Source organism: Paraburkholderia sp. BL6665CI2N2 (genome assembly GCF_004366535.1).
Classification (GTDB): Bacteria; Pseudomonadota; Gammaproteobacteria; order Burkholderiales; family Burkholderiaceae; genus Paraburkholderia.
Genome location: NZ_SORC01000001.1, coordinates 6,263,143 through 6,275,943 on the forward strand (window position 1 = coordinate 6,263,143; position 12,801 = coordinate 6,275,943).

The 12,801-nt window shown below is 62.9% G+C and carries 11 protein-coding genes; 8 read left to right on the forward strand and 3 right to left on the reverse strand.

Translation table 11 applies throughout. The annotated features are described in order from the left end of the window. Positions 1-69: 69 nt before the first annotated feature. On the reverse strand, positions 70-1,740 hold the full coding sequence (recN, locus tag B0G81_RS28175) for a DNA repair protein RecN (RefSeq protein ID WP_134139763.1): 1,671 nt from the start codon (positions 1,738-1,740) through the stop codon (positions 70-72). Between the two features lie 71 nt (positions 1,741-1,811). Further along, a complete protein-coding gene (locus B0G81_RS28180; protein ID WP_106284495.1) occupies positions 1,812-2,714 on the reverse strand; it encodes an NAD kinase in 903 nt (300 codons plus the stop codon). A gap of 330 nt (positions 2,715-3,044) precedes the next feature. Here B0G81_RS28180 and hrcA point away from each other — a divergent pair, with 330 nt between their 5' ends. The 3 genes from hrcA to B0G81_RS28195 all read left to right on the forward strand — a co-directional run bounded on the left by hrcA (position 3,045) and on the right by B0G81_RS28195 (position 5,736). After that, positions 3,045-4,064: a heat-inducible transcriptional repressor HrcA gene (gene hrcA, locus B0G81_RS28185; RefSeq protein ID WP_106284494.1), complete on the forward strand. Its 1,020-nt coding sequence runs from the start codon at positions 3,045-3,047 to the stop codon at positions 4,062-4,064. A 185-nt stretch (positions 4,065-4,249) separates the two neighbouring features. Then, positions 4,250-5,320, forward strand: a complete 1,071-nt coding sequence (gene hemH, locus B0G81_RS28190) for a ferrochelatase (protein ID WP_134139766.1) — start codon at positions 4,250-4,252, stop codon at positions 5,318-5,320. Positions 5,321-5,328: 8 nt separating this feature from the next. Further along, on the forward strand, positions 5,329-5,736 hold the full coding sequence (locus tag B0G81_RS28195) for an RNA-binding S4 domain-containing protein (protein ID WP_106284492.1): 408 nt from the start codon (positions 5,329-5,331) through the stop codon (positions 5,734-5,736). Here B0G81_RS28195 and B0G81_RS43830 read toward each other — a convergent pair. Beyond that, positions 5,708-5,869 (reverse strand): hypothetical protein, encoded by a 162-nt coding sequence (locus B0G81_RS43830; RefSeq protein ID WP_012431795.1) that lies wholly within the window; start codon positions 5,867-5,869, stop codon positions 5,708-5,710. The two genes, B0G81_RS28195 and B0G81_RS43830, sit on opposite strands and share 29 nt — an antisense overlap. Positions 5,870-6,260: 391 nt before the next feature. Here B0G81_RS43830 and grpE point away from each other — a divergent pair, with 391 nt between their 5' ends. The 5 genes from grpE to pabB all read left to right on the forward strand — a co-directional run bounded on the left by grpE (position 6,261) and on the right by pabB (position 12,642). Beyond that, complete coding sequence (gene grpE / locus B0G81_RS28200) at positions 6,261-6,845, forward strand: nucleotide exchange factor GrpE (RefSeq protein ID WP_106284490.1); 585 nt, start codon at positions 6,261-6,263, stop codon at positions 6,843-6,845. Positions 6,846-6,890: 45 nt separating this feature from the next. After that, positions 6,891-7,046, forward strand: coding sequence for a hypothetical protein (locus B0G81_RS44815; RefSeq protein ID WP_243856599.1), 156 nt, complete (start codon positions 6,891-6,893; stop codon positions 7,044-7,046). Between the two features lie 280 nt (positions 7,047-7,326). Beyond that, positions 7,327-9,279 carry a molecular chaperone DnaK gene (dnaK, locus tag B0G81_RS28210; RefSeq protein ID WP_106284489.1) on the forward strand — a complete coding sequence of 651 codons (1,953 nt, stop codon included), beginning with the start codon at positions 7,327-7,329 and terminating at the stop codon, positions 9,277-9,279. 278 nt (positions 9,280-9,557) lie between these two features. After that, entirely contained in the window at positions 9,558-10,700 is a 1,143-nt protein-coding gene (dnaJ, locus tag B0G81_RS28215) for a molecular chaperone DnaJ (RefSeq protein WP_106284488.1), read from the forward strand. 25 nt (positions 10,701-10,725) lie between these two features. Then, positions 10,726-12,642, forward strand: a complete 1,917-nt coding sequence (gene pabB, locus B0G81_RS28220; RefSeq protein WP_134139768.1) for an aminodeoxychorismate synthase component I — start codon at positions 10,726-10,728, stop codon at positions 12,640-12,642. The last annotated feature ends 159 nt before the right edge of the window (positions 12,643-12,801 follow it).

Consider the following 12,801-nt stretch of genomic DNA (forward strand, 5'->3'; position numbering starts at 1 on the left):
CGAACTCGTGGCGTTCGCTCTCCGAAACGGCATGTAGGGTGGCGAGGACATCCACCCGCCAACGAACAGCTACGCCGCCAGCATTTCCTTCGCATGCTTGCGCGTGGTCGGCGTGATCTCCAAACCGCCGAGCATGCGCGCGACTTCTTCGACGCGGCTCGCCTTGTCGAGCGAGGTCACGCTGCTGACCGTGCCGCCCTTGCCGTTGCCCGCTTTCGCCACCTGGAAGTGGTGGTCGCCGCGCGCGGCCACTTGCGGCAAGTGCGTCACGCACAACACCTGACGCTGCTGGCCGAGCTGATGCAGAAGCCGCCCGACCACTTCGGCGACGCCCCCGCCGATGCCCGTGTCCACTTCGTCGAAGATCAGCGTGGGTGTCGGGCTGGCGGCGCTGGCAATGACCGCGAGCGCGAGGCTGATCCGCGCCAGTTCCCCGCCTGAGGCGACTTTCGCGAGCGGCCGCAGCGGCACGCCGGCATGACCGGCGACGCGGAACTCGACCTGTTCGAGCCCATGTGCGCCGCCTTCGGGCAGCGGCACCAATGCGACTTCGAAGCTGCCGCCTTTCATCGACAGTTCCTGCATGCCGGTTGTGACCGCCGTGCCCAGCGCCTTGCCGGCCTTGGCGCGCGCCTTCGAAAGTTTCTTCGCTTCGGTCAGGAAGGCTTCCTTGGCCTTGGCTTCGGCGGCATGCAGGCTGTCGAGGTCGGCGGCCGCGTCGAGCGCGGCCAGTTGCGCGCTACGCGCCTCGTGTTCCTCAGGCAGCGTTTCCGGCTGCAGACGAAACTTGCGCGCCGCCGAGTGCAAAGCGTCGAGACGCTTTTCGACTTGCGCCAGCCGGTCCGGATCGAGTTCGAGCTTTTGCGCATAGTGGCTCAGCGAATAAGCCGCTTCCTGCAACTGGATTTCGGCGGGTTCCAGCGCGGCCAGCACGTCGTTCAAAGCCGGGTCGATCTCCGCCAGGTCGCGCACCTTCGAGACAATCGAGGCAAGATGCGTAATCATCGCCTCGTCCGATTCGGACAACGCGCCGAGCGCGCCTTGCACACCGTCGATCAGATTGGCCGAATGCGACAGCCGCCGGTGCTCGGCGTTGACTTCTTCCCACTCGCCCGGTTGCGGCGCGAGCTTGTCCAGTTCAGTGAGTTGCCAGGCGAGACGCTCGCGTTCGAGTTGCAGTTCACGGTCGCGCGTTTGCGCGTGCTCGACCGCCTGAATCTTCTCGCGCCACGCGCGCCATGCCCGTGTGACGCTTGCCGCGGTGTCCGACAGGCCCGCGTGGGTGTCGAACAGTTCGCGCTGCGCGTCGGGACGCATCAGTAATTGGTGCGCGTGCTGCCCATGAATATCCACCAGCATTTCGCCGACCTCGCGCAACTGCGCGAGCGTCGCCGCGGTGCCGTTGATAAAGGCCCGCGAGCGGCCGTTGGCATCCACCACGCGCCGCAGCATGACCGTGCCGCCATGATGGCCGTCGTCGCCGGTCGTGCCGAGCGCCTGCTCGTCGAGCCATTGCTCGACCTGCGCATGAGTCTCGAATTCCGCGGTGATGTCGGCGCGGCTTTCGCCGGTGCGCACGACGTTCGCATCGGCGCGGGCGCCGAGCGCGAGCGCCAGCGCGTCGATCAGGATCGACTTGCCGGCGCCGGTTTCGCCGGAGAAAACAGTAAAGCCGCTGTCGAATTCGAGATCGAGCGCGGCGACGATGACGAAGTCGCGTATCGAGAGGTGGCGAAGCATGGAGGTCGTCTGGTGAGCTTGATGTTCGGGTTTCGGCCGCGGCGGCGTTCGCGTTCCGGATTTCTTGCCGCTCAGGGCTTGGGATCTTCTTCGTGCGACGGGTATTCGTTCCAGTGCAGCTTCTTGCGCAACGTGGTGAAGAAGCTGTAGCCGACCGGATGCAGCATGGGCACCGTATGACGCGAGCGACGCACTTCGATCGTGTCGCCCAGTTCGAGCGAGGTGAACGACTGCATGTCGAAATTGACGTTCACTTCGCGCCCGGAAACGATCTGGATGCTCACCTTCGAGTCGTCCGGCAGCACGATCGGCCGGTTCGACAGCGCGTGCGGCGCGATCGGCACCAGCACGATACCTTGCAATTGCGGATGCAGAATCGGCCCTTGCGACGACAGCGCATAAGCGGTCGAACCGGTCGGCGTCGCCACGATCAGGCCGTCCGAGCGCTGGTTGTACATGAAGCGGCCGTCCACCGAGACATGCAGCTCCGCCATGCCCGAGAAGCCGCTGCGGTTGACCACCACGTCGTTGAAGGCGAGCGCGTGATAGATCGGATTGCCGCCGCGCATGATGCGCGCTTCGAGCAGCACGCGTTCCTCGCGCTCGAAATTGCCCGACAGCATTTGCGGCACGATCTCGCGCATGTCGGAGATCGGGATGTCGGTAATGAAGCCGAGCCGCCCGTGGTTGATGCCGATCAACGGCGTGCGATATGGCGCCAGCTGGCGGCCGATGCCGAGCATGGTGCCGTCGCCGCCCAGCACGACCGCAACGTCGGCGCGCGCGCCGATCTCGGCGGGACGCAGCGCCGGATAGTCGGTCACGCCGATCTCCGCGGCGGTGTCGGCTTCGAATACGATCTCGAAGCCGCGCTTCGCGATGCACGAGGCGAGCGCGGTCAACGGCTCGGCGATGCCCGGCGTGTTGTTGCGCCCGACGAGCGCGACGGTCTTGAACTGGCTGGTCACTTGCATGCCGGCATTACACCATAGGTAGGGCCTGAAAAGAACCGCAGACAGACCCGGTAGCGGGCCGGCGCGCGCGGGCTGTCAGCGCATCTCGCGATTATCGTTAGAATGGTGAAGCCTTGATGACACGTACGCCGGTTAAAGTGCGGCGGGGCGCCGGCAGCCGGGCCGCCCAGAAGGTGGCTCGCAAGGCGGTCGGCAAAGCGCCGGGCGGAACGCCGGCTCGCAGGCCGGACCGAAGGCAGAGCGCCGCTTTGGCAAACGGCGGCGCGTTCGTCAGGGATGGGCGCCCCTAGCGCTCGCGGTAGTCGTGCCATTGAGCTAAAATTTTCCCTCATGCTAGATCCTCGCGCACAAACCCTCCTCAAAACGCTGATCGAGCGCTACATCGCCGAAGGTCAGCCGGTCGGCTCGCGCACGTTGTCGCGCTATTCGGGCCTCGAACTGAGTCCCGCAACGATCCGCAACGTGATGTCCGACCTCGAGGATCTGGGGCTCGTGATCAGTCCGCATACTTCCGCGGGCCGCATTCCCACACCGCGCGGTTACCGCCTGTTCGTGGACACCATGCTCACTGTGGAGTCCGCCGCGGACGAAGAAGCCGTGACGCGTACGGTCAAGACTACGCTGCAGGCAGGCGAGCCGCAGAAAATCGTTGCGGCGGCGGCCAGCGTGCTGTCCAACCTGTCGCAGTTCGCCGGGGTGGTGCTCACGCCGCGGCGCAGCCACGTGTTCAAGCAGATCGAGTTCATGCGTTTGTCGGACAAGCGCATTCTGCTGATCATCGTGACGCCGGAAGGCGATGTGCAGAACCGCATCATGGCGACTCAGCGCGACTTCTCGCCCTCGCAACTGGTCGAAGCCTCCAACTACATCAACGCGCACTTCGCGGGCCTTTCGTTCGACGACGTGCGGCGCCGTCTGCGCGAAGAAATCGACGAACTGCGCGGCGACATGACCACACTCATGCACGCCGCCGTCACGGCCAGCACGGACGAATCGGACACGGGCGAAACCGTGCTGATTTCCGGCGAGCGCAATCTGCTCGAAGTGGCCGACCTTTCGTCGGACATGGCGCGCTTGCGCAAGCTGTTCGATGTGTTCGATCAAAAAACCAGTCTCCTTCAGTTGCTCGACGTGTCGAGTCACGCGGCGGGCGTGCAGATTTTCATCGGCGGCGAGTCGAATCTCGTACCGATCGAGGAAATGAGCGTTGTCACCGCGCCGTACGAGGTGAACGGCAAGATCGTCGGCACGCTCGGCGTGATCGGGCCGACCCGCATGGCCTACAACCGCGTGATCCCGATCGTGGATATCACCGCGCGCCTGCTCTCGCTGACCCTCAGCCAGCAGTAGGCGGCTTCGACTCCCGACCGCAGCCGCGGCTGGCTCCTGCTCCTGCTGCAAATAATGCGTGACGGCGCGCGGCTTGCCAATTGGCCGAATGGCCAGGGGTGTCCGGCGGACCGGTGCGTGAACCGCGCCGCTATAATGAATCCCACCTGAACTGACTCTCCGCCAACACCGGTGCTTTGCTGCCTATGCGCTTCGACCTCGAGCGGCCCTCACAAAACGCAACATCACACCGTGTCGCCGTGCTGCTGATCAATCTCGGCACACCCGACGCGCCGACGCCGCGCGCGGTACGCCGCTATCTCGCGCAGTTTCTGTCCGATCCGCGCGTAGTCGAAATTCCGGCGCTGCTCTGGCAGATCATCCTGCGGTTGCTGATTTTGCCGATTCGGGGCGTCGCCTCCGCCAAGAAGTACGCTGCAGTGTGGATGCCGGAGGGCTCGCCGCTGCGCGTTCATACGGAAAAGCAGGTGGAAGGCCTGCGCCATCTGTTGCAACTGAATGACTACACGGTGCTGGTCGATTACGCGATGCGCTATGGCACGCCGGGTATCCCGGCCATGCTGAACCAGCTCAAGCTGGCGGGCGCCGAGCGCGTGCTGTTGATGCCCATGTATCCGCAGTACTCGTCCTCGACCACCGCCACCGCGTTCGACGACGCCTTTTCGGCGCTCAGGCGTATGCGCAATCAGCCGGAAATTCGCACGGTGCGCCAGTACGCCGATCATCCGGCCTACATTGCGGCGCTTGCCGCCCAGGTGCATCACTACTGGCATCAGCACGGCCGGCCGGATTTCGCCGCGGGCGACAAGCTGGTGCTGAGTTTCCACGGGGTGCCCAAGCGCACGCTGGATCTCGGCGACCCTTACCACGAGCAATGCCAGCAAACCGGCGCGCTGCTGATGCAGGCGCTCGAACTGACGCAGGTGGAATGCCGTATCACGTTCCAGTCGCGCTTTGGCAGGGCCGAATGGTTGCAGCCATACACGGCGCCCACGTTGAAGGAACTGGGTGCGGCGGGCGTGCGGCGCGCCGACGTGTTTTGTCCGGGCTTCACGGCTGATTGCCTTGAAACGATCGAAGAAATCGGCATGGAGGTGCGCGACGAATTCCTCCATGCAGGCGGCAAGGATTTCCATCGCATTCCTTGCCTGAATGCCTCGCAGGCGTGGATTGCCGCGCTCGGCGAAATCGTTGCGCAGAACCTGCAAGGCTGGCCTGTGCAGGCGTTGCCGGTGCCGCATACGACAGGAGCTTGAACAGGCTCATGAACTACAGCATTGCAACAGACGCGGGCGCGAAGCTGCGCATCGACAAATGGCTTTGGGCGGCGCGCTTCTTCAAGACGCGCTCGCTCGCGGCGGACGCTGTCGAAAAGGGACACGTGCGCATTGGCGGTGCCGGCGTCAAGCCGGCTAAAGACGTGCGGGTCGGCGACCTGGTCGAAATCGAGATCGAGCGAATTGTCTGGCAGGTGGAAGTGCTGGGCGTGTGCGACGTGCGCGGCCCGGCGAGCGTGGCGCAAACGCTTTATGCGGAAACCGAAGAGAGCAAGGTGAAGCGGCAGGTCGAACAGGAGCGGCGCAAGACGTACCGTGAACCGGCGGCCGCCTTACACGGCCGGCCGACCAAACGCGACAGGCGCACTATCGACAAACTTTCAGGTGGGGGTTGAACAGCTGTTCCATGGTCGCGTGCACGCCGCCGTATTCGGTAGTGTGGTCGTTGACGGCCCCGGACATGCAGATGGTCGTGGTGCCCGCAATCAGAACCAATGCGACCACCGAGATTGCAAAGGTCAGTTTCACGGTACTCCCCTCAGGAAGGTTCAGGATAAAGACGGGCGAATCAGGTGGGAATTGCAATAAATCGGAAAGGTTTACGTCAGATTAGGGTTAACGCGTCTTTTCCGATGCTTTAATGGAGCATAGGCCACTTGCCGATCGCACTCAATCTCAATCTGATTGCGCAGCAAAAATGGTTGTAACCGGGCATTTCCGCCACCCATCCCTGGTGCGAAAAGATCCGGGAGAACCGCTTGAAATGGTTGGTCCCGGCCTCATCTGCCGTTTTGATTTGCGGTGACTCGCGAAGTTGTCTGTCGCGATTTTGCAACGCACAAACCGCGCCAGGTTTGATGTGTTGCCTGCCACCGCTGGCTTTTACCTCGCTTTCACCCATTTAACGACTTTCAGCGACATGGAAAACACGCAAGAGAACCCGACGAGCCAGAATCCCACGCCCGCCGACGAAACCGCGCGCCAGGCCGCCGAGGCCGCAGCACCCCAGCAGGAAGCGGCGGCCAACGCCGCGACCGATTCGCCGGTCAATGCAGAGCAGACGGCCTTGGCCGAAGCTGAAGCGAAGATCGCCGAGTTGCAGGAGAGTTTCCTGCGGGCCAAGGCTGAGACCGAAAACGTCCGCCGCCGCGCTCAGGAAGACGTCGCCAAGGCGCACAAGTTTGCTATCGAGAGCTTCGCTGAGCATCTGCTGCCGGTGATCGACAGTCTCGAGGCAGCGGTCGCCCACTCGTCCGACGATCTGCAGAAGGTGCGCGAAGGCGTCGAACTCACGCTGCGTCAGCTCACCGGCGCGCTCGAGAAGGGCCGCGTCGTCGCCCTGAATCCGGTTGGCGAGAAGTTCGACCCGCACCGTCATCAGGCCATTTCCATGGTGCCGGCCGAGCAGGAGCCGAACACCGTGGTGGCCGTGCTGCAGAAGGGCTTCGTGATTGCCGATCGCGTACTGCGTCCGGCGCTCGTGACCGTCGCAGCACCGAAGTAAACGCCACAGGGCGAGGCAAGCCGTTTCGTCCGGCAGGTGGCCGCCATGGCTGACCTTCCCGTCGATGCTACCGCGCTCGGCCTCAATGGTGTCGCAGCAACGTTTGACGGGCATCCCGACCCGGGTCGGCGCTTCATTGTGCAAGGCATGCCAACGGGGTTCTTCTACCGCGGCAAGCGGGCCCGGCTGGCGAGGCCTTGAGGCTTAAGGAATTCGTAGTCGCGTTTCGCGGCCGCACCAGAGAAGATTCGGGCGGGCAAAACGGCCGACGCCACGAGCGGCGCTCAGGCCGATGGAACAAATTTGGGCAAAAGTTCGCCCGATTGAAAAAAATTAAAGACCGCATCGTAAAAAGAGGTCTTGAAAACGATGCGGACGCACTTATGTTGAGTGCAGGTATGAATTGAGAGCGGATCGCCTTACCGCCAGCAGGGCGAACAAGGCGATTCCCGCAGCGATCAAAGTTAGGAGATTGGAAAAAATGGGCAAAATCATCGGCATCGACCTCGGCACGACCAACTCGTGTGTGGCGATCATGGAAGGCAATTCGGTCAAGGTGATCGAGAATTCGGAAGGCGCGCGCACCACGCCGTCGATCATCGCTTACATGGAAGACGGCGAAATTCTCGTCGGCGCGCCTGCGAAGCGTCAGTCGGTCACGAACCCGAAGAACACGCTGTACGCGGTCAAGCGCCTGATCGGCCGCCGCTTCGAAGAAAAAGAAGTTCAGAAAGACATCGCGCTGATGCCGTACAAGATCATGAAAGCCGATAACGGCGACGCATGGATCGAAGTGCGCGATCAGAAGCTCGCGCCGCCGCAAATCTCGGCGGAAACGCTGCGCAAGATGAAGAAGACCGCTGAAGATTATCTCGGCGAGCCGGTCACCGAAGCCGTGATCACGGTTCCCGCGTACTTCAACGACAGCCAGCGTCAGGCTACCAAAGATGCGGGCCGCATCGCCGGTCTGGAAGTGAAGCGCATCATCAACGAACCGACCGCAGCCGCTCTGGCGTTCGGTCTGGACAAGGCCGAAAAGGGCGACCGCAAGATCGCGGTGTATGACCTGGGCGGCGGTACGTTCGACGTGTCGATCATTGAAATCGCTGACGTCGACGGCGAAATGCAGTTCGAAGTGCTCTCCACGAACGGCGATACGTTCCTGGGCGGCGAAGACTTCGACCAGCGCATCATCGATTACATCATTGCCGAGTTCAAGAAGGAACAGGGCGTCGATCTGTCGAAAGACGTGCTCGCGCTGCAACGCCTGAAGGAATCGGCTGAAAAGGCGAAGATCGAACTGTCGTCGAGCCAGCAAACCGAAATCAACCTGCCGTACATCACGGCCGACGCGTCGGGTCCGAAGCACTTGAACCTGAAAATCACGCGCGCCAAGCTGGAAGCGCTGGTTGAAGAACTGATCGAACGCACGATCGAGCCGTGCCGCGTGGCGATCAAGGACGCGGGCGTGAAGGTCGGCGAAATCGACGACGTGATTCTGGTCGGCGGTATGACTCGCATGCCGAAGGTGCAGGAAAAGGTCAAGGAGTTCTTCGGCAAGGATCCGCGCCGTGACGTGAACCCGGACGAAGCCGTGGCCGTGGGCGCCGCGATTCAAGGTCAGGTTCTGTCGGGCGACCGTAAAGACGTTCTGCTGCTCGACGTGACCCCGCTGTCGCTCGGCATCGAAACGCTCGGCGGCGTGATGACGAAGATGATCAACAAGAACACCACGATCCCGACCAAGCACGCACAGGTCTACTCGACGGCTGACGACAATCAGGGCGCCGTGACGATCAAGGTGTTCCAGGGCGAACGCGAAATGGCGGCCGGCAACAAGCTGCTGGGCGAGTTCAATCTGGAAGGCATTCCGCCGGCACCGCGCGGCACGCCGCAGATCGAAGTGAGCTTCGACATCGACGCGAACGGCATTCTGCACGTCGGCGCGAAAGACAAGGCGACCGGCAAGGAAAACCGCATCACGATCAAGGCGAACTCGGGTCTGTCCGAAGCCGAAATCGAGAAGATGGTGAAGGACGCCGAAGCGAACGCTGAAGAAGACCACAAGCTGCGTGAACTGGCCGATGCCCGCAATCAGGGCGACGCGCTGGTCCACAGCACGAAGAAGGCGCTCACCGAATACGGCGACAAGCTGGAAGCTGCCGAGAAGGAAAAGATCGAAGCCGCGCTGAAGGACCTCGAAGAAACGCTGAAGAGCGGTTCGAGCGACAAGGCCGCGATCGAAGCCAAGATCGAAGTGGTTGCCACCGCCTCGCAGAAGATGGGCGAGAAGATGTACGCCGACATGCAGGCCGCGCAAGGCGCGGAAGCGGCGGCAGCGGGCGCGGCAGGCGCGGGTGCAACGGCTGGTGGCGCAAGCCAGCAGCAGGACGACGTGGTCGACGCCGAGTTCAAGGAAGTCAAGAAAGACTAAAGCCAGGTCGTCTTTCGACCGTAAAGCCGCACACAGCCTTGTGTGCGGCCCGGCTGCACCGAGACTGCGCCTGCTTTGTCAAACGGCGGGACAGCAAACGTGCAAGAGCGGTTATCTCGCCTGGCGAGCCTTTTAGGCTCTCCGGGCACATTTGTTTTATGGAGGGCGTTGTTTTGGAGCCGCATTCAGGCGGCGTGAAACAGCGGCCGGACGAGTCGTGAGACTCCAGCATTCAAGAGGAGCCACCGTGCGCATTGCGCGAGTGGCGTTGAACCGATATGGCGAAACGGGATTACTACGAGGTTCTGGGCGTCGCAAAGAACGCGAGCGACGACGAAATCAAGAAGGCTTATCGCAAGCTTGCGATGAAGCATCACCCCGACCGCAATCCGGGCAACAAGGATGCGGAAGGGCATTTCAAAGAGGTGAAGGAAGCCTATGAAATGCTCTCGGACTCGCAAAAGCGTGCCGCGTACGATCAGTACGGCCACGCGGGCGTCGATCCGAACATGGGCGGTGCCGGGGCGCAAGGCTTCGGCGGTTTTGCCGACGCATTCGGCGATATTTTCGGCGACATCTTCGGCCAGGCGGCCGGTGGCGCCGCACGCGGCGGCGGCGGCCGCGCCGGTCCGCAGGTGTATCGCGGCGCCGACTTGCGCTACAGCATGGAAATCACGCTGGAGCAGGCCGCACACGGTTACGACACGCAGATTCGCGTGCCAAGCTGGGTCTCGTGCGAAATCTGCCATGGTTCGGGCGCCAAACCCGGCACCAAGCCGGAAACCTGCCCGACCTGCAGCGGTTCGGGTTCGGTGCGGATGTCGCAAGGCTTTTTCAGCATTCAGCAAACCTGCCCGAAGTGTCACGGCACCGGCACCTACATTCCTGACCCGTGCGCGCACTGCCACGGCGCGGGCAAGGTGAAGGAAACCAAGACGCTGGAAGTGAAGATCCCGGCAGGTATCGACGACGGCATGCGGATCCGTTCCGCCGGCAACGGCGAGCCGGGTATCAACGGCGGTCCGTCGGGCGATCTGTACGTCGAGATTCACATCAAGCAGCACTCGGTGTTCGAGCGCGACGGCGACGATCTGCATTGCCAGATGCCGATTCCGTTCACCACTGCGGCGCTCGGCGGCGAAATCGAAGTGCCGACGCTCGCGGGCCGCGCTAGCTTTACCGTGCCGGAAGGCACGCAGTCGGGCAAGACGTTCCGTCTGCGTGGCAAGGGCATCAAGGGGCTGCGTTCGAGCATTGCCGGCGATCTGTACGTGCACGTGCAAGTCGAAACGCCGGTCAAACTCACCGAGCCGCAACGCGATCTGCTCAAGCAGTTTGAAAAGGCGCTGGTCGAGGGCGGCTCGCGGCATAGCCCGCAAAGCAAGAGCTGGTTCGACCGGGTGAAGAGCTTCTTCGATTAACGGCGGTTTGAAGTTGGTGGTAGGTATGACGGCAGATGAGCGCGGCGCGGTTTTCGCGTTGCTCGACGATTGCGACGCCACGGCGGCGCGCCGTTCGAGTCGTCTGTACACGGGTTTTGTGCATGAACGGGTATGTGCGAACGCCGCACAGCTCGAAGCCGTGTGCGAAACCGTGGCCACGGAGACGCGGCGTGGTTTGCACGCCGTCGTGCTCGCCGACTATGAGTTCGGCCGGAATCTTCTCGACTCGAAAGCACACCGGTCTCTGAAAACGCAGCGCGGCGATGCCACGCTGCGTTTTTTATTGTTCGAACGTTGCGAGAAGCTCAGTCGTGAAGAGGTCGACGCGTGGCTCATGGCGCGCGATGAAGGCGCGGCTGAGCCGTCGGTGGCGGGTACGGCCAACGTGCGCGCAAGCGTCGACCCCGAGCAGTTCAACGCGGCGATCAACGCGATTCACGCGGCCCTGCGCGCGGGCGATTCCTATCAGGTCAACTACACGTATCGGCTCGGCTTCGATGTATTCGGCTCGCCGGCCGCGCTGTATCGGCGGTTGAGGGCGCGTCAGCCGGTGCCGTTTGGCGCGCTGATCTCGCTGCCTGACGACGGGTGGGTGCTGTCGTGCTCACCGGAACTCTTCATCGAAAAGCACGGCGCGATGTTGCGTGCGCGGCCGATGAAAGGCACGGCCCCGCGCTCGGACGATCCCGCGGCGGACCGGCGCGCTGCGGAATTCCTCGGCAACGATCCGAAGAATCGCGCCGAAAACGTGATGATCGTCGATTTGTTGCGCAATGATCTGTCGCGGGTGGCGCGAACGGGTTCGGTGAAGGTGCCGGCGCTATTCTCGGTCGAACCGTATGCGTCGGTGTGGCAAATGACCTCGACGGTGGAGGCGACGCTCAAGCCCGCCACGTCGTTCGCCCAGACGTTGCGCGCGCTGTTCCCCTGCGGCTCGATCACCGGCGCGCCGAAGCATCGTACGATGCAGTTGATCGATGAACTCGAGAGCACGCCGCGCGGGCTCTATACCGGCGCGCTTGGTTGGCTGGACGCGCCTTCAGCGGCTGCCAGCAAAACTGACGCAGCCGCGCCTCCTGCAAACCAGTCCGACTGCGGCGACTTCTGCCTGTCCGTCGCGATTCGCACGCTGACGTTGAGCCCGTCGAAGCAAACCAGCCAACTGGAAGGCAAGATGGGGGTCGGCGCGGGTATCGTGCTCGACAGCGTCGCCGCCGACGAATACGCGGAGTGCCAATTGAAGGCCAGCTTTCTGACCGGCGCCGAGCCGGGTTTCGAGCTTTTCGAAACGATGTATGCGACGCGCGAAGAGGGCGTTCGGCATCTGTCGCGCCATCTCGCGCGACTCTCGTCGAGCGCCGCGACGCTCGGCTTCAAACTCGACGACACAAACGTCATTAGCGCGGAGATCGCGGCGAAGTGCGCATCGCTACCCGGGCACACACCGCATCGCATGCGGCTTGCGCTGAGCAAAAACGGCACGATCCAGATCACGGCTGCGGTGTTGACGCCGTTAGCCGGATCGACCGTCGGCGTGCTGCTCGGACCCGACCACGGATTCCCGGCAACCGACGCCGCAGACCCGCTGCTGCACCACAAAACCACGCGCCGCGCCGACTACGATCGCGGCTGGCGCGAAGCCGAAGCAAGGGGCGCATTCGACACGCTGTTCTTCAACGCGCAAGGCGAGTTGACCGAAGGTGGCCGCTCGAATGTTTTTGTGAAACTGGCTGGACGCTGGTGGACGCCGTCGCTTGCGTCGGGCGTGCTGCCCGGCGTGATGCGCGGCGTTCTGCTTGATGACGCTTCGGAGCTACAGGCGGGCGAACGTGTGCTGACCCGGACCGATCTTCAAAATGCCGAAGCGCTAATGGTGTGCAATGCACTGCGAGGCGCAGTTCCGGCGCGAATCGTGGACTGATAGAGGCGAGAGCGCGAAGCCTCTAACGGCGACAAACAAAACGCGGCGTAGGGCCGCGGGCCGCGCCTCAACTATGAAATACACGCAACAACCGAGACATCAAGACGCTCAACCGCGCGTGCCAAGTGGATTCGCGCACGTCATGCGGCACGGTGGCGT

Coding starts and splice junctions, on each gene's coding strand:
- pabB (WP_134139768.1), top strand. CDS start 10,726: ATGACGGCAGATGAGCGCGGCGCGGTTTTCGCGTTGCTCGACGATTGC.
- dnaK (WP_106284489.1), top strand. CDS start 7,327: ATGGGCAAAATCATCGGCATCGACCTCGGCACGACCAACTCGTGTGTG.
- hrcA (WP_106284494.1), top strand. CDS start 3,045: ATGCTAGATCCTCGCGCACAAACCCTCCTCAAAACGCTGATCGAGCGC.
- dnaJ (WP_106284488.1), top strand. CDS start 9,558: ATGGCGAAACGGGATTACTACGAGGTTCTGGGCGTCGCAAAGAACGCG.
- B0G81_RS44815 (WP_243856599.1), top strand. CDS start 6,891: ATGGCTGACCTTCCCGTCGATGCTACCGCGCTCGGCCTCAATGGTGTC.
- hemH (WP_134139766.1), top strand. CDS start 4,250: ATGCGCTTCGACCTCGAGCGGCCCTCACAAAACGCAACATCACACCGT.
- grpE (WP_106284490.1), top strand. CDS start 6,261: ATGGAAAACACGCAAGAGAACCCGACGAGCCAGAATCCCACGCCCGCC.
- B0G81_RS28195 (WP_106284492.1), top strand. CDS start 5,329: ATGAACTACAGCATTGCAACAGACGCGGGCGCGAAGCTGCGCATCGAC.
- B0G81_RS28180 (WP_106284495.1), bottom strand. CDS start 2,714: ATGCAAGTGACCAGCCAGTTCAAGACCGTCGCGCTCGTCGGGCGCAAC.
- recN (WP_134139763.1), bottom strand. CDS start 1,740: ATGCTTCGCCACCTCTCGATACGCGACTTCGTCATCGTCGCCGCGCTC.